The sequence below is a fragment of the Streptomyces sp. NPDC060049 genome (assembly GCF_042736715.1).
Classification (GTDB): domain Bacteria; phylum Actinomycetota; class Actinomycetes; order Streptomycetales; family Streptomycetaceae; genus Streptomyces.
Window position 1 is genome coordinate 143,955 of sequence record NZ_JBHWVV010000015.1, and the last position, 25,267, is coordinate 169,221.

The window sequence follows — 25,267 nt, forward strand, 5'->3', positions numbered from 1 at the left end:
GGGCGGGGGGTGGTTTCCGTACACACCGCCCCGGCCCGCCGGGCGGGGGGGGGGGGTTGGGGTGGGGGGGGGGGGGCGGGCGGGGTTGTGCTCCCGGCCCCCCCCCCCCCGCCGCCCGCGCGGGGACCACGCCCGCAGGCCTTTCTCAGGCCTGCGCCGCCCACCACTCCTTGAGGGCGACGACGGCCTCGTCGCGCCCCATCGGACCGTTCTCCAGCCGCAGCTCCAACAGGAACGCGTAGGCCTTGCCGATCACCGGACCTGGGCCGACCTCCAGCACCCGCATGATCTCGTTGCCGTCCAGGTCGGGGCGGATCGCGTCCAGCTCCTCCCTCTCCTGGAGCTGGGCGATGCGCTCCTCCAGCCCGTCATACGTACGGGAGAGCGCGTTCGCCTTGCGCTTGTTGCGCGTCGTGCAGTCGGAGCGGGTCAGCTTGTGCAGCCGCTCCAGCAGCGGGCCGGCGTCGCGGACGTAGCGGCGCACCGCCGAGTCGGTCCACTCCCCGTCCCCGTAGCCGTGGAACCGCAGGTGCAGCTCGACCAGCCGGGACACGTCCTTGACCATGTCGTTGGAGTACTTCAGCGCGGTCATGCGCTTCTTGGTCATCTTCGCGCCCACCACCTCGTGGTGGTGGAAGGAGACCCGTCCGTCGCTCTCGAACCGGCGGGTGCGGGGCTTGCCGATGTCGTGCAGCAGGGCCGCGAGCCGCAGCACCAGGTCCGGGCCGTCCTCCTCCAGTGCGATCGCCTGTTCCAGCACGATCAGCGAGTGGTCGTAGACGTCCTTGTGCCGGTGGTGCTCGTCGCTCTCCAGGCGCAGCGCCGGCAGCTCGGGCAGCACGTGGTCGGCCAGCCCGGTGTCCACCAGGAGGCCGAGGCCCTTGCGCGGGTTCGCGGAGAGCAGCAGCTTGTTCAGCTCGCCCTGCACCCGCTCCGCCGAGACGATCTCGATGCGGCCGGACATCTCCGTCATCGCGGCGACCACGTCGGGGGCGACCTCGAAGTCGAGCTGGGCGGCGAACCGGGCTGCCCGCAGCATGCGCAGCGGGTCGTCGGAGAAGGAGTCCTGCGGGGTGCCCGGGGTGCGCAGCACGCCGGCCGCGAGGTCTTCCAGGCCGCCGTGCGGGTCCACGAACTCCTTCTCGGGGAGCGCGACGGCCATCGCGTTCACGGTGAAGTCGCGGCGGACCAGGTCTTCCTCGATCGAGTCGCCGTAGGAGACCTCCGGCTTGCGCGAGGTCCGGTCGTAGGACTCGGAGCGGTAGGTGGTGACCTCGATCTGGAAGCTTCTGTCGACTTCTCCGACCCGGGCCAGCTTCTGCGCACCGACCGTGCCGAAGGCGATGCCGACGTCCCAGACCGAGTCGGCCCACGGCCTGACGATCTTGAGAACGTCCTCGGGGAGGGCGTCGGTGGTGAAGTCGAGGTCGTTGCCGAGGCGCCCGAGCAGCGCGTCGCGGACCGACCCGCCGACCAGGGCGAGGCGGAATCCGGCCTCCTGGAAACGGCGGCCGAGATCGTCGGCGACGGGAGCGATGAGCAGCAGTTCGCTCACCGCGTGGGCCTGCCCCTGACTCAGGACAGTGGCATTGTCTTCGTTGGCGTTCGGCACAACAGAAAAGGGTACGTGCCCGGCCCGCCGGGAGCTCCCTCGTTTGCGGCCACCTCGGCCCACCCCGGCCCACAAGGGCTCCGGGCCGGACCCGATCATGTGGAGCAAGGCGCGGCACTCGCGCACAGCGGGCCTCGTTACCATGCGTGGACGCACAAACGACGACCACTGACACTTCGAGGGACCGGGGGAGCGCGTGGCCGAGGCGGCAGACAACCAGGGGGTGCCCCCCACCCCTGCCCGCAAGCGCTGGCTGCGGCGGGCGGTCGTCCTGCTCGCCGGAACCCCGGTGCTGGCCGCCCTGGTGTACTCGCCCGCCCCCGAAGCCCAGGCCGCCGAGGCGGCCGCCGCCGTCGACGTCCAGCTCGACGGCCTGGTCCCCACCGCACCGGTCAAGGGCGACACCCTCACCATCTCCGGCACCGTGGTCAACAACGGCCGCGAGAAGATCACCGACGCGCACGTGGGCCTGCGGGTCGGCCCGGCGCTGGGCGACCGCAGCTCCATCGACGAGGCCGCGGAGCGCGGCGGCTTCCGGGCGGGGGTCGACCCAGCGGAGGTCGGCGCCGAATTCGCCGTCAAGATCGATTCGCTGCCCTCGAAGGTCGCCCAGCCGTTCACCCTCAAGGTCCCGGTGAACAAACTGGAGCTCGACAAGGACGGCGTCTACCAGCTGGGCGTCTCCCTGTCCGGCGAGACCGAGAGCCGCCCGTACGAGCAGGTCCTCGGCATCCAGCGGACCTTCCTCCCCTGGCAGCCCGAGGCCGCGGCCAAGCGCTCACAGATCTCCTACGTGTGGCCGTTGATCTCCACAACCCACCTGACCGCGGAGACCGGCTCGGACGAGGTGCAGACCCCCGTCTTCCTGGACGACAGCCTGGCCGAGGAGCTTCGGCCCGGCGGCCGCCTGGAGCAGATGGTCTCGCTCGGCAAGGACCTGAACATCACCTGGGTCGTCGACCCGGACCTGCTCTACACGGTCGACGCCATGACCAAGGGCTACCGGATCCGCACCGCCGACGGGCGGACCGTCCAGGGCAAGAACAAGGCCGTCGCCGAGCAGTGGCTGAGCTCGCTGGAGAGCGCCGTCCAGGGCAAGAAGGTCGTGGCCCTGCCCTTCGCCGACCCCGACATCGCTTCGCTCGCCCACCGCGGCAAGGACGTCTCCGGCACGCTGGGCCAGCTCCGGCCGGCCACCGACAAGGCGAAGCAAGCCGTCGAGACGGTCCTGCACGTCCCCGCGACCACCGATTTCTCCTGGCCCGTGGACGGGGCGATCGACCCGTCCATCGTGAACGTCGCGACCTCGGCCGGCGCCCACAACGTCCTCACCCGCAGCGACAGCCTCCAGGAGACCGGCGCCCTCGGCTACAACCCGTCGGCCGCCCGCCCCATCGGCGCGGGCACCACGGCGGTCGTCGCCGACACCGAGCTCTCCACGGCTTTCGAGGGCGACATGCTCGATGCCGGGAACTCCGCCCTCGCGGTCCAGCGCTTCCTCGCCCACACCCTCGCCCTGAACCTGCAGAAGACCGACACGCAGCGCAGCTTCGTCGTGACTCCGCAGCGGATGCCGACCGCCAGCCAGGCACAGACGATGGCCGCCGCCATACGCGGGCTGCAGCCGGGCCGCTGGACGCAGCCCGCCGACCTGGAGGCGGCCGCCGCCGCGACGCCCGACCCGCGCGCCGCCACCCAGGTCCCGGGCGCGGGCCAGTACCCCGAGGCGCTGAGCAAGCAGGAACTGCCGGTGGCCGCTTTCGAGAAGATCCGCAGCACCCAGAGCACCCTCGACCACTTCAAGGTGATCCTGACCGCGCCAGACCGCGTCGAGATCCCCTTCGGCAACACCACCAACCGGGAGATGTCCGCCTCCTGGCGCGGCCGCCCCGAACCGGCCCTGGAGTACCGGGACCAGGTGCAGAAGTACCTGATCGGCCTCACCGAGAAGGTCAAGGTCATCCCCAAGTCCGACGCCACGCTCTCCGGACACAGCGCGACGATCCCCGTCAGCGTCCAGAACAGCCTCGTCCAGGACACCCACAACCTGATCCTGCGCGTGCGGTCCGCCAATCCCACCCGCCTGATGTTCGGCGACAGCGGTGAGGACCAGCAGGAGGTCGCGGTCCAGGGCGGGCACAGTCAGACCGTGAAGTTCACCGCCAACGCGACCGCGAGCGGGCCGGTCGAGGTGACCGCGCAGCTCTTCACGACCGACGGCGTCCCGTACGGCAAGGCCCGCACCTTCACCGTCGAGGCCACCGAAGTCACACCTACCGTCATGCTCGTCATCGCCGGCGGCGTCCTCCTCCTCGTCCTGGCCGGCATCAAGATGTACGCCAGCCGCAAGCGCGTCGCGGCACGCGCCGCCGCGGAGGAGGAGAGCACGCAGCAGAGTGACGAGTCCTCGGACACCGGACCGCAAAGCGCGGACCCGTCCGGCACGGGTGAGACAGTGGACCGTTGAGCGACGCCGTGGCCGGTCGGCCTGGGGACGATGAGGTGGGGTTTCGATGAACGCGCCGTACGAAGGTGACCGCGCGCAGGGCACTGGCGGGCCCGCGCCCTCCCAGGGCACCGCCCCCGGTGCCCAGGTGCCGGGGCAGGCTCCCGCGCCCGCGCCGGACCACGACCCGTATGTCCAGGACGCCTACGCCTACGACCCGTACCGGTCTCAGGACCTGTCCGCCCAGGACCCCGTGGCCGAGGTCCTGTACGACCGGGCATCGCACCCGCCGCCACCGCCCGGCACCTTCCAGGAGCCCGGCCCGCTCTACGCGGCTCCGCAGGCCCCCTCCTACTCCCCCGACCCGCGCGTCTGGGCCCAGACCCCGCCGCCCGAGCCGGACGGACCCTCCCGCCACCTGCCCTACGGCGACCGCGCCACCACCACGCAGTTCGTCGGTGTGGACTCCCTCGTCACCAAGGCCGCCGACGACGAGCCCCGCCCCGACGCCTTCGCGCACCTCTACCGGGACCAGGAAGCGGCGCCCCGCACCCCCGCCGAGGACGCGCCCGTCGCCGCTCCGGCGCCGAGCAAGCCCGCCGGACGCGCCTCCAGCCTGCTGAAGTCCAGCGCCCTGATGGCGGCCGGCACGATCGTCTCCCGCATCACCGGCTTCATGCGGACCCTGGTCATCGCCGGGGCCATCGGCGTGGCCACCCTCAACGACAGCTACCAGGTCGCGAACACCCTGCCGACGATGATCTACGTACTCGTCGGCGGCGGCGCCCTCAACGCGGTCTTCATCCCGCAGCTGGTGCGCGCGATGAAGAACGACAAGGACGGGGGAGAGGCCTACGCCAACCGGCTGCTCACCCTCGTCATGGTGCTGCTGGGCGCCGTCACCACCATCTGCGTGCTCGCGGCCCCGCTGTTCATCGGCATGATGTCGCAGAAGATCGCCGATGATCCCGAGCGGCTGGCCGTCGCCGTCGCCTTCGCCCACTACTGCCTGCCCACCATGTTCTTCATGGGCGTGCACGTGGTCCTCGGTCAGATCCTCAACGCCCGCGGCCGGTTCGGCGCGATGATGTGGACCCCGGTCCTCAACAACATCGTCGTCATCGCCACCTTCGGAGCCTTCATCTGGGCCTTCGGCGGCTTCACCGCCACCGGCGTCACCGAGGCCGGCATCACCCCCGACGGGGTCCGGCTGCTGGGCCTGGGCACCCTGCTCGGCCTCGTCGTGCAGTCCCTGGCGATGGTTCCCTACCTGCGCGACGCCGGCTTCAGGCCGCGCCTGCGGTTCGACTGGAAGGGCCACGGTCTCGGCAAGGCCGCCGGCCTGGCGAAGTGGACGTTCTTCTTCGTCCTCGCCAACCAGCTCGGCCTGATCGTCGTCACGCAGCTCGCCACCTGGGCGGGCGAGGTCGCCGACAAGCAGGGCCACGGCGGTACCGGCATCACCGGCTACAACTACGCCCTGCTGCTCTGGCAGATGCCGCAGGCCATCATCACCGTCTCCGTCATGACGGCCGTCCTGCCGCGCATCTCCCGCTCCGCCCACGACGGCGACGCCGCCGCCGTCCGCGACGACATCTCCTACGGTCTGCGCACCTCGGCCGTCGCGATCGTGCCCTGCGCCTTCGCGTTCCTCGCGCTGGGCGTCCCGATGGCCGGCCTGCTCTACGCCGGTTCCGGCACGGAGAGCGCCCAGAACATCGGCTTCATCCTGATGGCCTTCGGCCTCGGGCTGATCCCGTACTCCGTCCAGTACGTCGTCCTGCGCGGCTTCTACGCCTACGAGGACACCCGGACCCCCTTCTACAACACGGTCATCGTCGCCGCCGTCAACGCGGGCGTCTCCACCGTCGCCTTCCTCGTCCTCCCCGCCCGCTGGGCCGTCGTCGGCATGGCCGCCGCCTACGGCCTCGGCTACGCGGTCGGCGTGGGCGTCGCCTGGCGCCGCCTGCGCGTCCGCCTCGGCGGCGACCTCGACGGGGCGCACGTGAGGCGCACCTACGCCCGTCTCATCGGCGCCTGCCTCCCGGCCGCGGCCGTGGCCGGCGCGGTCGCCTTCGCGGTCCTGCGCTTCCTCGGCAGCGGAGCCCTCGGTTCCCTCACCGCGCTGGTGGCCGGCGGCATCGCCCTGGGCGCGGTGTTCGTCATCGCGGCGAAGAAGATGCGCATCGAGGAACTCAACGCGATGGTCGGAATGGTCCGCGGACGCCTGGGGCGCTGATGCGTACAACCATCCCCTTCCCTAGCGTGTCGTGCAGAGCGCCGGACTGTGGGCACAATTGGCATGGCTTCGCAGACTGGCCGACAGCGCGTAACGGATGGGGAGGCAGGGACGACGGTGGCGGAACGTAGCACGGCTGCCGTCGACGTGGCCGACAACGGCGGCGACGAGCCGCCGGCCGCTGAGGCGGCCCAGGCCACGGCCGACGGGGTGGACACCCAGAACGGACGAGCCGCGGACGGACCCATGCTCGAAAAGGACGGCGAGCTCAGGAACGCGGCACCTGCGGCCGCGCCCGAACTCCACAGCGGCCACAAACTCGCCAGGCGCTACCGCCTCGAAGAGTGCGTCACCCGCGTCGACGGATTCAGCAGTTGGCGCGCGATGGACGAGAAGCTGCGCAGGGCCGTGGGCGTCCACCTGCTGCCCGCCGACCACGCCCGGGCCCGCGCGGTCCTGGCCGCCGCCCGCTCCTCCGCCCTGCTCGGCGACCCCCGGTTCGTCCAGGTCCTCGACGCGGTGGAGGAGAACGACCTCGTCTACGTCGTCCACGAATGGCTGCCCGACGCCACGGAGCTGACCGCGGTCCTCGCGGCGGGCCCTCTGGAGCCGCACGAGGCCTACCAGCTCGTCAGCCAGATCTCCCAGGCCATGACCGCCGCGCACCGCGAGGGCCTGGCACACCTGCGCCTGACCCCCAGCGCGATACTGCGCACCTCCACGGGCCAGTACCGCATCCGGGGCCTCGCGGTGAACGCAGCCCTGCGCGGCATCACCAGCGACACCCCGCAGCGCGCGGACACCGAGGCCATCGGCGCCCTGCTGTACGCGGCCCTGACCCAGCGCTGGCCCTACGAGACCGACGCCTACGGCCTCACCGGCCTGCCCAAGGGCGTCGGCCTGATCCCGCCCGACCAGGTCCGTGCCGGTGTGCACCGAGGCCTGGGCGAGCTCGCCATGCGGGCCCTCGCCAACGACGGCGCCACCGCATCCCGTCAGGAACCCGCCTGCACCACCCCGGAGGAGCTGTACAAGGCCGTCGCCGCGATGCCCCGCATCCGGCCGCCGGAGCCCACCTTCACCGCGCCCCCGGAGTACCAGCAGACCACCTACCAGCAGGGCAGCTACGGCAGGCCCACGCCTCCCGGCATGACCACCTCGCTGCCGCTCGTCGCCGCGCCCCCGCCGCCGCCCTTGCAGAGCCGTACCGGGCGTGCCCTCAAGTGGGGCGTCGCCGCCCTGCTGATCGCCGCCCTCGGCCTCGGCAGCTGGCAGCTCGCCGACACCCTCCTGAACCACGGCACCAAGGGCGACAGCGGCCCCAACCACTCCCAGCCCGGGACCAACGACCCCGAGGACAAGAAGGAGCCCGCGCAGCTCCCCATCACCGGGGCTCAGGAGCACTACCCGGACGGCACGCCGCAGAACACCGCTGACGTCGGCAAGACCTACGACGGGGACGCCTCCACCTTCTGGCGCAGCAAGAGCTTCTTCGAGGGCCCGCAGATCAAGATCAAGGACGGCATCGGGATCGTCTACGACCTCGGAGAGGAACGCGAGGTGACCGAGGCTTCGATAGCGCTGCGGTTCGCCGGTGCCCACACCACCCTCGCGCTCTACGCGACCGACTCCCTGTCGCCCAAGGGATCCGTCGCCTCCATGAAGAAGCTCGCCGGCACCACCACCTCGGGTACCGCCGTGAAACTGACCACCGAGGCGCCGCTCAAGACGCGCTACGTACTCCTGTGGATCACCGCGCTCCCGGAGGCGCCCGGTGACGAGTTCAGCGGGGCCGGGTTCAAGCAGGGCGTCACCGACGTGACGTTCAAGGGCTGACGTACGACTCGGGGAGGGGCTCACCGTTGGACGACCCGACACCCGGCGGCCGCAGCGACCAGGAGCTCCTGGCCCTGCACGCCGCCGGCGACCCCGATGCCTTCGGTGAGCTCGTGCGGCGCCACCGCGACCGGCTGTGGGCGGTGGCCCTGCGCACCCTCGGCGACCGCGAGGAGGCCGCCGACGCGGTGCAGGACGCCCTGGTCTCCGCCTACCGGGCGGCGCACACCTTCCGCGGCGAGTCCGCCGTCACCACCTGGCTCCACCGCATCACCGTGAACGCCTGCCTGGACCGGGCCCGCAAGGCCGCCTCCCGCAGGACGTCCCCCCTCGACGACACGGACCGCCTGGAGCGCCTTCTGGAGCCCCACGAGTCCGCCGAGGCCCCGGCGGAGCGCCAGGACCTCCACCGCCAGCTCCTGGCCGCTCTGGGCACCCTGCCGGCCGAGCAACGCGCGGCGCTCGTCCTCGTCGACATGCAGGGCTACCCCGTCGCCGAGGCCGCCCGGCTGCTCGGCGTCCCCGTCGGCACCGTGAAGAGCCGCTGCGCACGGGGCCGGGCCAGGCTCCTCCCGCTCCTCACTCATCTGCGCGCGTCCACCGGGGATAACACCGACACGGAGCGGGGAAGGAACCGGACACCGGGGACAACCGTCCCACCAGCGGCAGACCGAGGGCGGAGCGCCCCGGATCCCAACGCAGTGAAGGGCGGAGGTGGACGAGCGTGAGCACCACGACCGGCACGGTCCGGCACCCCGACGTCTCGGAGATCTCCGAGCTGACGGAGGGCCTCCTCTCCCCGTCCCGTACGGCCGAAGTCCGTAGCCATCTCGGCGATTGCGCCTTGTGCGCCGACGTACGCGCCTCCCTGGAGGAGATCAGGTCCCTGCTCGGCACCCTTCCCGGGCCCGCCCGCATGCCCGCCGACATCTCCGGCCGGATCGACGCGGCCCTCGCCGCCGAAGCACTCCTCGACTCCACCACCACCCCGCGCGAAGAGCCCCGCCCCACCCGGCGACCCGCGCCCTCCGCCTGTCCCGCCCCCGATGTTTCACGTGAAACATCGCCCTCCCCGCTCACCGAAACCGGCGCCAAGCGGCCCTCCGGTCACCCGGACGGCCCAACGGGACCCGGCCGGCGCCGCGCCCGTCGCCGGATCGCCCTCGCGGGCGGCCTGCTCGCCACCTGCGCCGCCGGCGTCCTGCTCTTCAACCTGTTCTCCGGACTCCCGTCGTCCCAGGACACCGCCGCCGGAGGCGACGCCGCCACCGCACGGTCCCGGTCCGACACGCACGACTTCACCGCGCAGGGACTCCAGGACGAAGTCCGCGAGCTCCTCGCCACCGGCAACGGGTCGAAGAGTGCCCCGGCGGACCAGAACCAGACCTACGGGCTGGAGAACAACTCCCCGGCCGCCCCGGAAGCCGCACCCGGCGAAGGCGAGGAACCCCGGGTCCCGACCTGCGTCCAGGAGGCCACCGGCCGCTCCGAGAAGCCCCTGCGGTCCGAGCGCGGCACCTATGAGGGGAGCGACGTCTTCCTCCTCGTCCTTCCGCACCCCGGCGACCCCGGCGCCGTGGACGCCTATCTCGTCGGCGCCACCTGCGTCACCACCCCCGCGGCCGCGCCCGGAAAACCGTTGCTGACCCACACCTACCCCCGGAGCTGAGAGGCCTCGGAGCCCGGGGGGACAACTCGGGAATGCGGGCGCCGTAGGATCCGTTGGGTGGGGTGAGAGTTCACACCGGCCCACCCCCGGTAGGCAGCAGGCAGTCCGCAGAGACGAGGAAGCAACCCGTGAGCGACGTACGAAACGTGATCATCATCGGCTCCGGGCCGGCCGGTTACACCGCCGCCCTGTACACCGCACGTGCTTCGCTCAAGCCCCTGGTCTTCGAAGGTGCCGTCACCGCCGGTGGCGCGCTGATGAACACCACCGAGGTCGAGAACTTCCCCGGCTTCCAGGACGGCATCATGGGGCCCGACCTCATGGACAACATGCGCGGCCAGGCCGAGCGCTTCGGCGCCGAGCTCGTTCCGGACGACGTCGTGGCCGTGGACCTCACCGGCGAGATCAAGACCGTCACCGACACCGCCGGCACCGTGCACCGGGCGAAGGCCGTGATCGTGACCACCGGCTCCCAGCACCGCAAGCTCGGCCTGCCGAACGAGGACACCCTCTCCGGCCGCGGCGTCTCGTGGTGCGCCACCTGCGACGGCTTCTTCTTCAAGGACCACGACATCGTCGTGGTCGGCGGCGGCGACACCGCGATCGAGGAAGCGACCTTCCTCTCCCGGTTCGCCAAGTCCGTCACGATCGTCCACCGCCGGGACTCCCTGCGCGCCTCAAAGGCGATGCAGGACCGCGCCTTCGCCGACCCGAAGATCAAGTTCGCCTGGGACAGCGAGGTCGCCGCGATCCACGGCGACCAGAAGCTCACGGGGCTCACCCTGCGCAACACCAAGACCGGTGAGACCTCCGAGCTGCCCGTGACCGGCCTCTTCATCGCCGTCGGCCACGACCCGCGCACCGAGCTGTTCAAGGACCAGCTGGACCTGGACTCCGAGGGCTACCTCAAGGTCGACGCCCCCTCCACACGCACCAGCCTCACCGGTGTGTTCGGCGCGGGCGACGTCGTCGACCACACCTACCGTCAGGCCATCACCGCCGCGGGCACGGGCTGCTCCGCCGCCCTCGACGCCGAGCGCTTCCTCGCCGCCCTCGCGGACGCCGAGAAGGCGCACGCGACGGTCTGACACCCTCAAAGCACCACCACACCCCACTCCCCGCAGGAAAAGAAGGAGGCCGCTGTGGCCGGCACCCTCACTAACGTGACCGACGCTGACTTCGACGCCAAGGTCCTCAAGAGCGACAAGCCCGTCCTGGTGGACTTCTGGGCCGCCTGGTGCGGTCCGTGCCGCCAGATCGCGCCGTCCCTGGAGGCCATCGCCGCCGAGTACGGCGACGAGATCGAGATCGTCAAGCTCAACATCGACGAGAACCCGGCCACGGCCGCCAAGTACGGCGTCATGTCCATCCCGACGCTCAACGTCTACCAGGGCGGCGAGGTCGCGAAGACCATCGTCGGCGCCAAGCCGAAGGCCGCCATCCTGCGGGACCTGGACGACTTCATCACGATCAAGCCCGTCGCCTGACCCCTCCCGGTCCGGCACGGTGACGTGGAACGGGGCCGCTCCCTCCAAGGAGCGGCCCCGTTCGCGTACCCGCCTCACAACGGACGCAGTGCCGGTTCCTTGCGGGCCGCACCCAACAGGCGGTCCAGGGCCAGCTCCACGTCTTCCTTCCACGACAGCGTGGACCGCAACTCCAGCCGCAGCCGGGGATGGACAGGATGCGGCCGTACCGTCTTGAAGCCCACGGCCAGCAGGTGGTCCGCCGGCAGGAGGCAGCCCGGACGCTCCCAGCGCGCGTCACCGAACGCCTCGATCGCCCGGAACCCCCGGCGCAGCAGGTCCTTCGCCACCGTCTGGACCATCACCCGCCCCAGGCCCTGCCCCTGATAGCCCGGCATGATCCACGCCGTGATGAGCTGAACGGCGTCCGGCGACACGGGGCTGGTCGGGAAGGCCGTCGCGCGCGCCACGTAGGCCGGCGGGGCGTACAGGACGAACCCGACGGGCACCTCGTCCACATAGACCACCCGGCCGCACGAACCCCATTCCAGCAGGACGGCCGAGATCCACGCCTCCTTCTCCTGGGCAGAGGTACCCGCCTTCACGGCGGCCTCGCCGCTGACGGGGTCCAGCTCCCAGAAGACACAGGACCGGCAACGCCGGGGCACATCCTGAAGGTTGTCCAGCGTGAGCGGTACCAGCCGACGACCCATGACCGCATGGTATCCACAGCTCGAATCACCCGAAACCGCGACAAGGCAAAGGGGCGGGTCGCGCCGGCTCCCACCGGTGCGAACCGCCCCCAGGCTGTGGACTACTCCTCGGAGACGCCCTGGTCCAGCACCCGGCCCTCGCCCGGCGCCAGCGTGCCCAAAATCCGCTCCAGGTCCTCCATCGACGCGAACTCGACGGTGATCTTGCCCCTCTTCTGGCCGAGATCCACCTTCACCCGCGTCTCGAACCGGTCCGACAGGCGCGTCGCCAGCTCGCTCAGCGCGGGAGAGACCCGGGCCCCGGCTCGAGGCCCCTTCGGCTTCACCGCGCCCGCGGCCTCGGACCCCATCATCGACACGATCTCCTCGACCGCGCGCACCGAGAGCCCCTCAGCCACGATCCGGTGCGCCAACCGGTCCTGCTCCTCGGAGTTGTCCACCGAGAGCAGAGCCCGCGCGTGACCCGCCGACAGGACTCCCGCCGCCACCCGGCGCTGCACGGGGGGCGAGAGCTTCAGCAGACGCAGCGTGTTCGAGACCTGTGGACGCGAGCGTCCGATCCGGTCCGCCAGCTGGTCGTGGGTGCATTTGAAGTCCTGGAGCAGCTGGTCGTACGCTGCCGCCTCCTCCAGCGGGTTCAGCTGAGCCCGGTGCAGGTTCTCCAGCAGTGCGTCCAGCAGCAGCTTCTCGTCGTCCGTGGCCCGGATGATGGCCGGGATCCGCTCCAGACCCGCCTCCCGGCACGCCCGCCAGCGCCGCTCGCCCATGATGAGCTCGTACCGGCCGGGGGCCGACTGCCGCACCACCACCGGCTGGAGCAGACCCACCTCGAGGATGGACGTCACCAGCTCGGCCAGCGCGTCCTCGTCGAACACCTCTCGGGGCTGCCGCGGGTTCGGCGTGATCGAGTCCATCGGGAGCTCCGCGAAGGTCGCACCCGCCACCTCGCCGACCGCCGCGTCGACGACCGGCTCCCGCGGGCTTTCCGCCGCGCTCGCCACCGATGTTTCACGTGAAACATCCGCCTGCGCCAGCGCGGCCAGCCTCGCCGCCGCGACCCCCCGCTCGGAGGGCAGTACCGGCAACGCCGACGGAGACACCGACCCGCCGCCGATCACCGGCGGCGTCTTCTCCTGCGGAGCCGCGGGAATCAGCGCGCCGAGCCCCCGCCCCAGACCCCTACGTCGCTCACTCACTGGATCCCCTCCGCCATGCTCTGCGTGTTGTTCATGCCCGCACTCAGATGAGGGTGCTGGGCGTCGTACTGGATTCCGGCCCCGCGCAGCGCGATCTCCCGCGCCGCCTCCAGATAGGAGAGCGAACCGCTGGAACCCGGGTCGTAAGTGAGCACCGTCTGCCCGTAGCTCGGGGCCTCGGAAATGCGGACCGACCGGGGGATGCTCGTGCGCAGCACCTCCTTGCCGAAGTGCGTGCGCACCTCCTCCGCCACCTGCGAGGCCAGCCGCGTCCTGCCGTCGTACATCGTCAGCAGGATCGTGGACACGTGCAGGGTCGGGTTCAGGTGAGCCCGCACCAGGTCCACATTGCGCAGCAGCTGCCCCAGTCCCTCGAGCGCGTAGTACTCGCACTGGATCGGGATCAGCACCTCCGCGCCGGCGACCAGGGCGTTCACCGTGAGGAGGCCGAGCGAGGGCGGGCAGTCGATCAAGATGTAGTCGAGCGGCTGCTCGTACGCCTGGAGGGCCCTTTGGAGGCGGCTCTCCCGCGCCACGAGGGAGACCAGCTCGATCTCCGCGCCCGCCAGGTCGATCGTGGCAGGAGCGCAGAACAGCCCCTCCACATCGGCCACCGGCTGGACGACCTCCATCAGCGGCCGGCTGTCCACGAGCACGTCGTAGATGGACGGCACGTCCGCGTGGTGGTCGATGCCCAGCGCCGTTGAGGCGTTGCCCTGCGGGTCGAGGTCGACCACCAGGACCCGCGCACCGTGCAGGGCCAGGGAGGCGGCCAGGTTCACGGTCGACGTGGTCTTGCCCACGCCGCCCTTCTGGTTCGCCACCACCATGATCCGGGTCTGTGCGGGCCTGGGCAGGCCCTCACCCGCACGGCCCAAGGCCTCGACCGCGATCTGCGCGGCTCGGCCGATGGGCGTGTCTTCGTTGTCTACAAGCGGCGGGGCCGATGTTTCACGTGAAACATCCTCACCCGGCGATTCAGAGCGGGGACCGGGGACCGGATCGGCCATCGGCCCCGCGAGGTTGGCGTCTGACCGCACGGTGTCACTCTCCTCGGCATCAGGCTCGCGATGAACAGAGCCTGCCATGGCACCGGGGTCGCGAACCAGCGGGGCCTGTACTCCTGTGGATGAATCCACCGATGTGGACAACTCCGTCCCCCCTTCGTGCTTGCGTTGACGGGGGGACGCTGCCGCACGACCGCGGCTGATGATTCCGTGCAGCAGAGAGCGACGTTTCACGTGAAACACGATGCCCGGACGGAGTCATCCGGCCGCTACGACACTCCGAAATCCATACCTATAGGGCTCAACCCACCCCGAAACTACACAGGAACCAGCAAGGAACCAGCACGGAACCAGGGAGGAACCAGGGAGGGTCGGGCTCAGCGGCGCCGTCGGGTACGGCTCACCCGGGCGGCCTTGGCCCGCTTCGTAGCGAACCTCACACCTCCGGGGCTCTCGCCCACCTCTACCCGGACCACCGTGGACAGCGGGTCCACGACGCCCTCACCGACATGCAGCACCGAGGTCTTCACCACACCGAGCTTGGTCAGCGCGGCCTTCGCCGCGACCAGTTCCTCCTCGGCGGTGTCACCCTTCAGTGCCAGCATCTCGCCGTACGGCCGCAGCAGGGGCACGCCCCATCCGGCGAGCCGGTCCAGCGGTGCCACCGCACGCGCCGTCACCACATGCACCGGCTGCAGCGTGCCGAGGACTTCCTCGGCACGCCCGCGAACCACCGTCACGTGGTCGAGACCCAGCAGCTCCACGGCCTCCTGGAGGAAGTTGGTGCGGCGCAGCAGCGGCTCCAGCAGTGTGATCTTGAGGTCACGGCGCACCAGGGCGAGCGGAATGCCGGGAAGCCCCGCACCCGAGCCCACGTCGCACACGGTGACGCCCTCGGGCACCACCTCCGAGAGCACGGCGCAGTTCAGGAGGTGCCTCTCCCACAGCCGCGGTACTTCGCGCGGCCCGATCAGGCCCCGCTTCACGCCCGCGTCCGCCAGCAGCTCCACGTACCGCACAGCTTCCGGGAAAAACTCACCGAACACCGCGCGCGCCTCTTCGGGTGCCGGGGGCGCTTCTTCAGGCATCGGGGGAAGCTCAGCTGCCTCCGTCACGGGACCGTCCTTCCGTACCGCATGGTGAAAACCACGTCGTCACTGCCAGGCTGACAAACATCGGCCCCGCCTGCGATACAGACGGGGCCGAACACACAGGCTTCCGGTCAGGCCGGGAGCACGACGACGAAGCGCTGCGGCTCCTCGCCCTCCGATTCGCTGCGCAGACCGGCGGCCGCCACGGCGTCGTGGACGACCTTCCGCTCGAACGGGGTCATCGGGGCCAGCTTCAGGGGCTCGCCGGACGCCTTCACGTCCGCCGAGGCTTGGGCGCCGAGCGCCGTCAGCTCCTCACGCTTCTTCGCCCGGAAGCCGCCGATGTCCAGCATCAGCCGACTGCGGTCCCCGGTCTCGCGGTGCACGGCGAGGCGGGTCAGCTCCTGCAGAGCCTCCAGCACCTCTCCGTCGCGGCCCACGAGCTTCTGCAGGTCGCGTGCGGACTCGCTGACGATGGAGACCGAGGCGCGGTCCGCCTCGACGTCCATGTCGATGTCGCCGTCCAGGTCGGCGATGTCCAGCAGGCCCTCGAGGTAGTCGGCCGCGATCTCACCCTCCTGCTCGAGGCGGGTCAGGGTGTCGCCACCCTCAGCGGCGGCGGTGGTGGTGCCTTCCGTCACGGGAGGGACTCCTTTTACTTCTTGGAGGGCTTGCTGGGGGGCGTCTGACGCTGCGACTTCGACTGCCGCTTGGGCTGCTGCCGCTTCTGGGCACCGCCGCCGGCGGCGTCGGCGTCGACCGTCGCCTCTACGCTCTTCGCCACGGATCCGTCCGCCTGCGCGGCCATCCCCTGCTTGGACAGGGCGGTGATGAACTTGCGCTCGTTGTCGTTGCGGTCCGGACCCTTGGCCACGATCGCCGCGACGATCTTCTTCTTGCTCCGGCCCTTGATGGTGCCGTGCGAGGAGACCTGCTTCAGCAGGCGCGTCAGGTACTGGTCCTGGGCCTTGCTGCCCGGGGTCGGGTTCTGGTTGATCACGTACATCTGCTGACCCATGGTCCACAGGTTCGTGGTCATCCAGTAGACGAGGACGCCGACGGGGAAGTTGATGCCCATGACCGCGAAGATCAGGGGGAAGACGTACATCAGCATCTTCTGCTGCTGCATGAACGGCGTCTTGACCGAGAGGTCGACGTTCTTCTGCATCAGCTGGCGCTGCGTGTAGAACTGCGACAGCGACATCAGGATGATCATGATGGCGGTGACGACACGCACATCGGTGATCGAGGCGCCCAGGGCGGCGGCCTTCTCGGCACTGTCCGTGAACTTGGAAGCCAGGGGAGCGCCGAAGATGTGCGCGTTACGGGCGCTTTCCAGCAGCGGGCCGTCGATGTAGCCGATCGGCTTGCCGTTGGCGATGCTGGAGAGCACTTGGTACAGCGCGAAGAAGAACGGGGACTGCGCCAGGATGGGAAGGCACGAGGAGAGCGGGTTGGTACCCGTCTCCTTGTACAGCTTCATCATCTCTTCGGACTGGCGCTGCTTGTCGTTCTTGTAGCGCTCCTGGATCGCCTTCATCTTCGGCTGGATCGCCTGCATGCCCCGTGTCGCCTTGATCTGCTTCACGAAGAGCGGGATCAGACAGATACGGATCAAGATCACCAGGGACACGATGGACAGGCCCCAGGCCCATCCGCTGTCCGCACCGAACATGGCGCCGTACAGCTTGTGGAACTGAACGATGATCCACGAGACGGGCGTGGTAATAAAGCTGAACAGACTGGCAATCGTGTCCACTAATCAGGCTCCTTGAGCATGGCGAGATCTACGCAACGCACTGCGCAGCTGCTCGTGCCAACGCGGGCGTTTCCGAGGTGGGACATGATCCACACCGCCCGGGGACCACGGATTGCACCGCAAGATCCGCCAGCCGGTCAGAACCGTCCCCTTCACCGCACCATGCCGGTCGATGGCCGTGTACCCGTAGTGCGAGCACGAGGGGTAGTAGCGGCACACCGGCCCGAGCAGCGGACTGATGGTCCACTGGTACAGCTTGATCAATGCGAGCAGCGGGTACTTCATCGAGCCTCGCCTCCCAAGAGCCGCAGCAACGCGGCATCGAGGTCCCGGGCCAGGTCGTCGTAACCGGCATCACCCGCTCCGGGCAGAGCCCGTACCACTACCAGGCTACCTTCGGGCAACCGGGACAGTCGCTCGCGAACGAGATGCCGCAGCCGGCGCTTGACACGGGTGCGTACGACGGCGCCGCCGACAGCCTTGCTGACGACGAAACCCGCACGCGTCGAGGGATCGATCTCCCCCGACTCGTGCGGGTCCGTTGCACCGCTTGTACGTAGGTGTACGACGAGGAGCGGGCGACCAGCCCGACGACCCCGACGTACCGCGCTCGCGAAGTCCTCGCGCCGCCTCAGCCGATTTTCGGGAGACAGCACGACGTCACGATCCGCCCGTCAGTTACGCGGAAAGGGCGGCGCGGCCCTTGCCACGACGGTTCGCAAGGATCGCGCGACCGGCACGGGTACGCATCCGGAGACGGAAGCCGTGGGTCTTGGCACGACGGCGGTTGTTCGGCTGGAAGGTGCGCTTGCTCACTCGGGGGCTCCAGAGAATAAATCGTTGTGGCGGGACATCGCCTGGCTGTCACCGTGCGCCCACGAGGAGGAATACTCGCGTGTTCGCCCGAGTGGCACCGCTAAACGATCACAATCAGTGATCTTCGCCCATCGGTAGGCAGGCGGCAGCAGCCATCGACAACTCGACCTCGTTACGGTACGCGCGGCTACGCCATCCGGTCAAACCGAGGCGGCGGGGCCCCACACTGTGCACAGGCTGTGGACAACGACTTGAACCGTACCCGTCGGCCTGACTACCGTTGCCCGACCCTGGTTTTTTTGTCCCGACCGTCCCAAAGAACCACACATTCGTGGGACCCCTCTGAGAGAGCGTGCTCTGTGGCTGACGTACCTGCCGATCTTGCCGCAGTGTGGCCAAGGGTGCTCGAGAAGCTCCTCGGGGAGGGACAGAACAGCATCGAGCCCAAGGACAAGCAGTGGGTCGAGCGCTGCCAGCCGCTCGCCCTCGTCGCCGACACCGCTCTGCTCGCCGTCCCCAACGAATACGGCAAGCGCGTCCTCGAAGGCCGCCTCGCCCCGCTCATCAGCGACGCCCTCAGCCGGGAGTGCGGGCGGCCCATCCGGATCGCCATCACCGTCGACGACTCCGCCGGCGAGCCCGCGCCCCAGGCCCCGCCCTCGCCCTCCTCCCGCGACGCCTACGAGCCCTATGGCGGCCAGCGTCCCGGCGGTCACACCGGGCCCGGGGGGCACACCGGCCGCACCGGCCACACGGGACCCGCCGACGACCAGCTCCCGAACGCCCGCCCCGCCTACCCGGACTACCAGCAGCAGCGGCCCGAGCCCGGCGCCTGGCCGCGCGGCGGCCAGCAGGACGACTACGGCTGGCAGCAGCCCCGCCTGGGCGGCTTCCCCGACCGCGATCCGTACGCCTCCCCGCAGCCGGGCTACCTCCAGCAGCCCGAGCCCTCCTCCTACGACCAGGGCTCCTACGAACAGCAGAAGTACGAGCAGCAGGGTTACGACGGCCAGCAGCAGCGCCAGAACCGCCCGTACGAGCAGCAGCAGTACGAGCAGCAGCCCGCGCGCCAGGCGCCCAGCCGGCCCGCGCCCTCCGCCCCGTCCGGCGGATCCACCTCGGGTCCGCTGGAGCCGACCGCCCGGCTGAACCCCAAGTACCTCTTCGACACCTTCGTCATCGGCGCCTCCAACCGCTTCGCGCACGCCGCCGCGGTGGCCGTCGCCGAGGCGCCGGCGAAGGCGTACAACCCCCTCTTCATCTACGGGGAGTCGGGCCTCGGCAAGACGCACCTGCTGCACGCCATCGGGCACTACGCACGGAGCCTCTACCCCGGCACCCGGGTCCGGTACGTGAGCTCCGAGGAGTTCACCAACGAGTTCATCAACTCGATCCGCGACGGCAAGGGCGACGCCTTCCGCAAGCGCTACCGCGAGATGGACATCCTGCTCGTCGACGACATCCAGTTCCTGGCGAGCAAGGAGTCGACGCAGGAGGAGTTCTTCCACACCTTCAACACGCTCCACAACGCCAACAAGCAGATCGTGCTGTCCTCCGACCGGCCGCCCAAGCAGCTCGTCACCCTGGAGGACCGGCTCCGCAACCGCTTCGAGTGGGGCCTGATCACCGACGTCCAGCCGCCCGAGCTGGAGACCCGCATCGCGATCCTGCGCAAGAAGGCCGTACAGGAGCAGCTCAACGCCCCGCCGGAGGTACTGGAGTTCATCGCCTCCCGCATCTCGCGCAACATCCGCGAGCTGGAGGGGGCGCTGATCCGGGTCACGGCCTTCGCGAGCCTGAACCGGCAGCCGGTCGACCTCGGCCTGACCGAGGACGTCCTGAAGAACCTGATCCCCGGCGGCGAGGACAGCGCGCCCGAGATCACGGCGACGGACATCATGGCCGCCACCGCGGACTACTTCGGGCTCACCGTGGACGACCTGTGCGGCTCCTCGCGCAGCCGCGTGCTGGTCACCGCCCGGCAGATCGCCATGTACCTGTGCCGCGAGCTCACGGACCTCTCGCTGCCCAAGATCGGCGCGCAGTTCGGCGGCCGCGACCACACCACCGTCATGCACGCGGACCGCAAGATCCGCGCGCTGATGGCGGAACGCCGGTCCATCTACAACCAGGTCACGGAGCTCACGAACCGCATCAAGAACGGCTGACGAAGACGCTGTGCGAGGGCCCGGCCGGGTGTCGCCGACCCGTCAGCACGCCTCGTCAGGCACCGCCAGAGGGCGCTCCCGGGTCACTTCGGGGGCGCCCTTCTTCATGCGCGCGCCCCGAGTCTGTTCGAATACGCCCCCAAAGGGGCAACTCATCCACAGATTGGGCGACTTTCTGCCGTCCACAGCCTGGGGACGGCCCGCGCCACCCACAAAACTGTCCACAGGCCCCTGTCGTGAGGCACCATCAGGGCTGGTCAGCCCCCTGTGGATTTGTGCGCAACCATTATCCACAGCCTGTGGACAGAAATTTCGTCCACAGCCCCGTCCACCGCGTTGTCCACCGATGGTCCACAGCTTCCCGCGCCCTGTGCACAGGATCAGACGACTTCCCCACACCGTTGTCCACTGTTCGGCAACGAGGAGCCCCCTCTCACCGCCCCGAGTGAAAGCGGTCACACCGAAGTCGACGTTTGGGCTGTGGAGTACTCGGGCAAACCTGGGGACACACCTGTGGAGTAGTGGGGGTCACCTGGGGACGGCCTGTGCAGAACTTTTCGTTCTCCACAGATACCCCCGGTTGTCCACCGGCTCCACCCACAGGGTGTGGGGATAAAAAACGCGGGCTGACCTGGGAAAACGGGCTTATCCACCGTTTCCACAGGCCCTACTACTACCCCCATAGAGAGTTAGCCCGGTTTCGGTTTTCAAGCAGGTCCTGTGCACAACTCGGTGGATCGCCCTCCCCGACACCTCGCTCCCGACTTGACCGCCGACAGCGACGACTGTCGGCGCCGTACGTCAGACTGGTCCCCGGCATCGGTCGAGGCATCGACGAGCCGACGACGAAGGCCGGCAGGACGAGCGAGCAACAGCAGGAGGCGGTTTCCGGTGAAGATCCGGGTGGAGCGCGACGTACTCGCGGAGGCGGTGGCCTGGGCTGCTCGTAGCCTCCCGGCCCGGCCGCCGGTGCCCGTTCTCGCGGGCCTGCTGCTGAAGGCCGAAGAGGGCAAGCTGTCCCTCTCCGGCTTCGACTACGAGGTCTCGGCCCGTGTCTCCGTCGAGGCGGACGTCGAGGAGGACGGCACCGTCCTGGTCTCCGGCCGGCTGCTCGCCGACATCTGCCGCGCCCTCCCCAACCGCCCGGTGGAGATTTCCACAGACGGTGTACGGGCGACCGTGGTCTGCGGCTCCTCGCGGTTCACACTCCACACCCTGCCTGTGGAGGAATACCCGGCGCTGCCGGTGATGCCCACCGCGACCGGCACCGTGCCCGGCGAGGTCTTCGCCTCCGCCGCCGCCCAGGTGGCCATCGCCGCCGGCCGCGACGACACGCTGCCCGTGCTGACCGGTGTCCGCATCGAGATCGAGGGCGACCGCGTCACCCTCGCCTCCACCGACCGCTACCGCTTCGCGGTCCGCGAGTTCCTGTGGAAGCCCGAGGACCCGGCCGCCTCGGCCGTCGCCCTGGTGCCCGCCAAGACGCTCCTGGACACCGCCAAGTCCCTCACCAGCGGCGACACGGTCACCATCGCCCTGTCGGGCTCCGGCCAGGGCGAGGGCCTCATCGGCTTCGAGGGCGCCGGCCGCCGCACCACCACCCGCCTCCTCGAGGGCGACCTGCCGAAGTACCGCACGCTCTTCCCGACGGAGTTCAACTCCATCGCCGTGATCGAGACCGCCCCGTTCGTCGAGGCCGTCAAGCGCGTGGCCCTCGTCGCCGAGCGCAACACGCCGGTCCGCCTCAGCTTCGAGCAGGGCGTGCTGATCCTGGAGGCCGGTTCCTCCGACGACGCACAGGCTGTGGAGCGCGTCGACGCGAAGCTGGAGGGCGACGACATCTCGATCGCCTTCAACCCGACCTTCCTGCTGGACGGGCTGAGCGCGATCGACTCGCCCGCCGCCCAGCTGAGCTTCACGACGTCCACCAAGCCGGCGCTGCTCAGCGGCCGCCCGGCGGTCGACGCCGAGGCCGACGAGGCCTACAAGTACCTGATCATGCCGGTCCGCCTCTCCGGCTGACGACGTCCCGTCGGGCCCGGTCTCGCTCCCGCGGGGCCGGGCCCGACGGCGTCCGCCGCCCGCGCGCGGAGCCTCGTACGCCGCCCCGTGCGGCCGCCCGGAGTGCCCGTGGGGCCAGGGCCCCCGGCCCGGCGTAGGCTCGGCGCAGGGATGTCCCCGGCAGCGGGGCGAACCCCGGCACAGACGGCCACAACGCTTAAGGAACCACCTGATGGAGCTTGGTCTCGTCGGTCTCGGCAAGATGGGCGGCAACATGCGCGAGCGCATCCGCCGCGCCGGCCACACCGTCATCGGATACGACCGCAACCCGGACCTCGCGGACGTCCACAGCCTGTCGGAACTCGTGGACAGCCTGCAGGCCCCCCGCGTGGTGTGGGTGATGGTCCCCGCGGGTGCGGCGACCCAGTCCACCGTCGACGAGCTCGGCGAACTGCTCTCGCCCGGCGACATCGTCGTGGACGGCGGCAACTCGCGCTGGACCGACGACGAGAAGCACGCCGAGGAGCTCGCGGCCAAGGGCATCGGCTTCGTGGACTGCGGAGTCTCCGGCGGCGTCTGGGGCCTGGAGAACGGCTACGCGCTGATGTACGGCGGCGACAAGGAGCACGTCGCGGTCGTCCAGCCGGTCTTCGACGCCCTCAAGCCCGAGGGTGACTTCGGTGCGGTGCACGCCGGCAAGGTCGGCGCCGGCCACTTCGCGAAGATGGTTCACAACGGCATCGAGTACGCCATGATGCAGGCCTACGCCGAGGGCTGGGAGCTCCTGGAGAAGGTCGACTCGGTCACCGACGTCCGTGAGGTGTTCCGGTCCTGGCAGGAGGGCACGGTCATCCGTTCCTGGCTGCTGGACCTGGCCGTGAACGCGCTGGACGAGGACGAGCACCTGCAGCAGCTGCGCGGGTTCGCGCAGGACTCGGGCGAGGGCCGCTGGACGGTCGAGGCCGCGATCGACAACGCCGTGCCGCTGCCGGCGATCACGGCTTCGCTCTTCGCGCGCTTCGCTTCCCGCCAGGACGACTCTCCGCAGATGAAGATGATCGCCGCGCTGCGCAACCAGTTCGGCGGGCACGCGGTCGAGAAGAACTGATCACGGCGTCCGCGTCGGTGAAGTAATCCACAGCCGGCTCCGTGGATCCACAGTCTGTGGATCCACGGAGCCGGCCCGGGGCCCGTGGGTCCGCTGATCCACAGGTCCGCACCACAGCTCCACAGAGCAGAGCAGCAGGAAGCCGGGGGAGGTCGGCGCCGTATGCACGTTTCGCATCTCTCGTTGGCCGACTTCCGCTCGTACGCCCGGGCCGAGGTTCCCCTCGACCCGGGCGTCACGGTTTTCGTGGGTCCCAACGGCCAGGGCAAGACCAACCTCGTCGAGGCCGTCGGCTACCTCGCGACCCTCGGCAGCCACCGCGTCTCGGCGGACGCGCCGCTCGTGCGCAGGGGCGCGGAGCGTGCCGTCATCCGAGCCGCCGTCACCCAGGGCGAGCGGCAGCAGCTGGTGGAGCTGGAGCTCAATCCCGGCCGGGCGAACCGGGCTCGAATCAACAGGTCCTCGCAGGTCAGGCCCCGCGACGTGCTGGGCATCGTACGGACGGTGCTGTTCGCGCCGGAGGACCTGGCCCTGGTGAAGGGCGATCCGGGGGAGCGGCGCCGCTTCCTCGACGAGCTCGTCACGGCGCGCTCCCCGCGCATGGCGGCGGTGCGCTCGGACTACGAACGGGTGCTCAAGCAGCGCAACACCCTTCTGAAGTCGGCGGCGATGGCACGCCGGCACGGCGGCCGCTCGATGGACCTGTCCACCCTCGACGTGTGGGACCAGCACCTCGCGCGCGTGGGCGCGGAGCTGCTGGCCCAGCGCCTCGACCTGATCGCGACGCTGCTGCCGCTGGCGGACAAGGCGTACGAGCAGCTCGCGCCCGGCGGCGGACCGCTGGGCCTCACCTACAAGGCCTCGGCCGGCGAGGCCGTGGACCGGGGCGAGGCACGCACCCGTGAGGCGCTGTTCGAGGTGCTGCTCGCGGCGCTGGGCGAGGTCCGCAAGCAGGAGATCGAGCGCGGCGTGACCCTGGTGGGCCCGCACCGCGACGACCTGGTGCTGAGCCTGGGCGAGATGCCGGCCAAGGGGTACGCGAGCCACGGCGAGTCCTGGTCGTACGCGCTGGCGCTGCGGCTGGCCTCCTACGAGCTGCTGCGCTCGGAGGGCAGCGAGCCGGTGCTGATCCTCGACGACGTGTTCGCGGAGCTGGACGCGCGGCGCCGGGAGCGGCTGGCGGAGCTGGTGGCGCGGGGCGAGCAGGTGCTGGTGACGGCGGCGGTCGACGACGACGTCCCGGCGGTGCTCGCCGGGACGCGGTACGCGGTGTCCGGAGGCGAGGTGACCCGGCTGTGAACGACAAGACGGGCAAGGCCGACAAGTCGGGGCACGGCCAGGATCCGGTGCGCAAGGCTCCCGAGCCCTCGGGCGTGGACCTGGCGCGCCAGGCGCTGGCCGCGGCGCGGGAGCAGGCGCGCGCCCGGGGCAACGCGGGGACGGGCAAGAGGCGCCAGCAGCAGCCGGGCCTGCGCTCGGGCGCCCGTGCGGACGGCCGGGACCCGATGCCGCTGATGGCGGCGCTGGACCGGCTGCGCACGGAGCGCGGCTGGGAGATGCCGATGGCGGTGGCGGGCGTGATGGAGCGCTGGCCGGAGATCGTGGGTCCGGACATCGCGGCGCACTGCGTGCCGGACCGGTACGAGGACCGCGAGCTGGTGGTGCGCTGCGATTCCTCGGCGTGGGCGGCCCAGCTGAAGCTGCTGGCCCCGCAGCTGGTGGCGCGGCTCAACGCGGACCTGGGGCAGGGCACGGTCCGGCTGCTCAAGGTGCACGGGCCGGGCGGCGGTCCGAAGCGGTACGGCCCGTTGCGGGCGCCGGGCAGCACGGGCCCGGGCGACACCTACGGGTGACCGGGCCTGCGCCGGTGGCCCCGCCGGGCGCCGGCCGGCCTCAGGGCCCCGCCCCGGGGTGATCCGCGGGCACCGGCGCGGGGTGATCCGCTGGCCCCGGCGCGGAGCCTGGCGGCGGACCGTGGCGGGCCCGGTCGCGCTGCCCGCGCGAGCGTCCTCGCGAGTGACCCGCGACCCGGTGTGCGCCCGGTGCGAACGGCTGCGCGGGTGGTGTCCCTCACGGTAGCGGGAGGTTGACAGCCCGAAGCGCTCAATGCCCGTGTGAGCCTCTTTGGGCCCCTCCCTGG

The 25,267-nt window shown here is 70.4% G+C and carries 22 protein-coding genes; 12 read left to right on the top strand and 10 right to left on the bottom strand.

Annotated features, from left to right (window positions below):
- Nucleotides 1-145 precede the first annotated feature (145 nt).
- Nucleotides 146-1,612 carry a CCA tRNA nucleotidyltransferase gene (locus tag ACFWBY_RS26640; protein WP_385338596.1) on the bottom strand — a complete coding sequence of 489 codons (1,467 nt, stop codon included), beginning with the start codon at nt 1,610-1,612 and terminating at the stop codon, nt 146-148.
- Nucleotides 1,613-1,808: 196 nt separating this feature from the next.
- Between ACFWBY_RS26640 and ACFWBY_RS26645 the strand changes: the two genes are divergently transcribed.
- The 7 genes from ACFWBY_RS26645 (at nt 1,809) to trxA (ending at nt 11,289) form a co-directional block, all read left to right on the top strand.
- Nucleotides 1,809-4,079: a DUF6049 family protein gene (locus ACFWBY_RS26645; RefSeq protein WP_385338593.1), complete on the top strand. Its 2,271-nt coding sequence runs from the start codon at nt 1,809-1,811 to the stop codon at nt 4,077-4,079.
- Between the two features lie 46 nt (nt 4,080-4,125).
- Nucleotides 4,126-6,297 carry a murein biosynthesis integral membrane protein MurJ gene (gene murJ, locus ACFWBY_RS26650; protein WP_385338590.1) on the top strand — a complete coding sequence of 724 codons (2,172 nt, stop codon included), beginning with the start codon at nt 4,126-4,128 and terminating at the stop codon, nt 6,295-6,297.
- A gap of 117 nt (nt 6,298-6,414) precedes the next feature.
- Entirely contained in the window at nt 6,415-8,133 is a 1,719-nt protein-coding gene (locus tag ACFWBY_RS26655) for a protein kinase family protein (RefSeq protein ID WP_385338587.1), read from the top strand.
- 26 nt (nt 8,134-8,159) lie between these two features.
- Nucleotides 8,160-8,861 (top strand): RNA polymerase sigma factor SigM, encoded by a 702-nt coding sequence (gene sigM / locus ACFWBY_RS26660; RefSeq protein WP_385338584.1) that lies wholly within the window; start codon nt 8,160-8,162, stop codon nt 8,859-8,861.
- Nucleotides 8,858-9,802, top strand: coding sequence for a hypothetical protein (locus tag ACFWBY_RS26665; protein WP_385338581.1), 945 nt, complete (start codon nt 8,858-8,860; stop codon nt 9,800-9,802). The genes sigM and ACFWBY_RS26665 overlap by 4 nt, the downstream gene beginning before the upstream one ends.
- A gap of 128 nt (nt 9,803-9,930) precedes the next feature.
- The gene (trxB, locus tag ACFWBY_RS26670; protein WP_385338578.1) at nt 9,931-10,890 is read left to right on the top strand and encodes a thioredoxin-disulfide reductase; all 960 of its coding nucleotides are present in this window, start codon (nt 9,931-9,933) and stop codon (nt 10,888-10,890) included.
- A 54-nt stretch (nt 10,891-10,944) separates the two neighbouring features.
- Nucleotides 10,945-11,289: a thioredoxin gene (trxA, locus tag ACFWBY_RS26675; protein ID WP_214947402.1), complete on the top strand. Its 345-nt coding sequence runs from the start codon at nt 10,945-10,947 to the stop codon at nt 11,287-11,289.
- A gap of 74 nt (nt 11,290-11,363) precedes the next feature.
- Here trxA and ACFWBY_RS26680 read toward each other — a convergent pair whose 3' ends face one another.
- The 9 genes from ACFWBY_RS26680 to rpmH all read right to left on the bottom strand — a co-directional run bounded on the left by ACFWBY_RS26680 (nt 11,364) and on the right by rpmH (nt 17,850).
- Entirely contained in the window at nt 11,364-11,981 is a 618-nt protein-coding gene (locus tag ACFWBY_RS26680; RefSeq protein ID WP_385338574.1) for a GNAT family N-acetyltransferase, read from the bottom strand.
- 101 nt (nt 11,982-12,082) lie between these two features.
- Nucleotides 12,083-13,177 carry a ParB/RepB/Spo0J family partition protein gene (locus ACFWBY_RS26685; protein ID WP_385338572.1) on the bottom strand — a complete coding sequence of 365 codons (1,095 nt, stop codon included), beginning with the start codon at nt 13,175-13,177 and terminating at the stop codon, nt 12,083-12,085.
- Nucleotides 13,174-14,265 (bottom strand): ParA family protein, encoded by a 1,092-nt coding sequence (locus ACFWBY_RS26690; RefSeq protein WP_385338569.1) that lies wholly within the window; start codon nt 14,263-14,265, stop codon nt 13,174-13,176. The genes ACFWBY_RS26685 and ACFWBY_RS26690 overlap by 4 nt, the downstream gene beginning before the upstream one ends.
- A gap of 296 nt (nt 14,266-14,561) precedes the next feature.
- Nucleotides 14,562-15,299 carry a 16S rRNA (guanine(527)-N(7))-methyltransferase RsmG gene (rsmG, locus tag ACFWBY_RS26695; RefSeq protein ID WP_385338566.1) on the bottom strand — a complete coding sequence of 246 codons (738 nt, stop codon included), beginning with the start codon at nt 15,297-15,299 and terminating at the stop codon, nt 14,562-14,564.
- A 107-nt stretch (nt 15,300-15,406) separates the two neighbouring features.
- Complete coding sequence (locus ACFWBY_RS26700) at nt 15,407-15,916, bottom strand: protein jag (protein WP_385338563.1); 510 nt, start codon at nt 15,914-15,916, stop codon at nt 15,407-15,409.
- A gap of 14 nt (nt 15,917-15,930) precedes the next feature.
- Nucleotides 15,931-17,034 (bottom strand): membrane protein insertase YidC, encoded by a 1,104-nt coding sequence (gene yidC / locus ACFWBY_RS26705; RefSeq protein WP_385338560.1) that lies wholly within the window; start codon nt 17,032-17,034, stop codon nt 15,931-15,933.
- A gap of 3 nt (nt 17,035-17,037) precedes the next feature.
- Nucleotides 17,038-17,319: a membrane protein insertion efficiency factor YidD gene (gene yidD, locus ACFWBY_RS26710; RefSeq protein ID WP_385338556.1), complete on the bottom strand. Its 282-nt coding sequence runs from the start codon at nt 17,317-17,319 to the stop codon at nt 17,038-17,040.
- Nucleotides 17,316-17,690, bottom strand: coding sequence for a ribonuclease P protein component (rnpA, locus tag ACFWBY_RS26715; protein WP_385338554.1), 375 nt, complete (start codon nt 17,688-17,690; stop codon nt 17,316-17,318). The genes yidD and rnpA overlap by 4 nt, the downstream gene beginning before the upstream one ends.
- Nucleotides 17,691-17,712: 22 nt before the next feature.
- A complete protein-coding gene (rpmH, locus tag ACFWBY_RS26720; RefSeq protein WP_008741645.1) occupies nt 17,713-17,850 on the bottom strand; it encodes a 50S ribosomal protein L34 in 138 nt (45 codons plus the stop codon).
- A 359-nt stretch (nt 17,851-18,209) separates the two neighbouring features.
- Between rpmH and dnaA the strand changes: the two genes are divergently transcribed.
- The 5 genes from dnaA (at nt 18,210) to ACFWBY_RS26745 (ending at nt 24,980) form a co-directional block, all read left to right on the top strand.
- Nucleotides 18,210-20,018, top strand: coding sequence for a chromosomal replication initiator protein DnaA (dnaA, locus tag ACFWBY_RS26725; RefSeq protein WP_385338551.1), 1,809 nt, complete (start codon nt 18,210-18,212; stop codon nt 20,016-20,018).
- Between the two features lie 891 nt (nt 20,019-20,909).
- Nucleotides 20,910-22,040 (top strand): DNA polymerase III subunit beta, encoded by a 1,131-nt coding sequence (gene dnaN / locus ACFWBY_RS26730; protein WP_385338548.1) that lies wholly within the window; start codon nt 20,910-20,912, stop codon nt 22,038-22,040.
- Nucleotides 22,041-22,251: 211 nt separating this feature from the next.
- Entirely contained in the window at nt 22,252-23,127 is an 876-nt protein-coding gene (gene gnd, locus ACFWBY_RS26735) for a phosphogluconate dehydrogenase (NAD(+)-dependent, decarboxylating) (protein ID WP_385338545.1), read from the top strand.
- 162 nt (nt 23,128-23,289) lie between these two features.
- Nucleotides 23,290-24,426, top strand: coding sequence for a DNA replication/repair protein RecF (gene recF / locus ACFWBY_RS26740; protein ID WP_385338542.1), 1,137 nt, complete (start codon nt 23,290-23,292; stop codon nt 24,424-24,426).
- 47 nt (nt 24,427-24,473) lie between these two features.
- Nucleotides 24,474-24,980, top strand: coding sequence for a DUF721 domain-containing protein (locus ACFWBY_RS26745; RefSeq protein ID WP_385338602.1), 507 nt, complete (start codon nt 24,474-24,476; stop codon nt 24,978-24,980).
- The last annotated feature ends 287 nt before the right edge of the window (nt 24,981-25,267 follow it).

Coding starts and splice junctions, on each gene's coding strand:
- yidD (WP_385338556.1), bottom strand. CDS start 17,319: ATGAAGTACCCGCTGCTCGCATTGATCAAGCTGTACCAGTGGACCATC.
- gnd (WP_385338545.1), top strand. CDS start 22,252: ATGGAGCTTGGTCTCGTCGGTCTCGGCAAGATGGGCGGCAACATGCGC.
- murJ (WP_385338590.1), top strand. CDS start 4,126: ATGAACGCGCCGTACGAAGGTGACCGCGCGCAGGGCACTGGCGGGCCC.
- ACFWBY_RS26690 (WP_385338569.1), bottom strand. CDS start 14,265: ATGGCAGGCTCTGTTCATCGCGAGCCTGATGCCGAGGAGAGTGACACC.
- ACFWBY_RS26680 (WP_385338574.1), bottom strand. CDS start 11,981: ATGGGTCGTCGGCTGGTACCGCTCACGCTGGACAACCTTCAGGATGTG.
- recF (WP_385338542.1), top strand. CDS start 23,290: ATGCACGTTTCGCATCTCTCGTTGGCCGACTTCCGCTCGTACGCCCGG.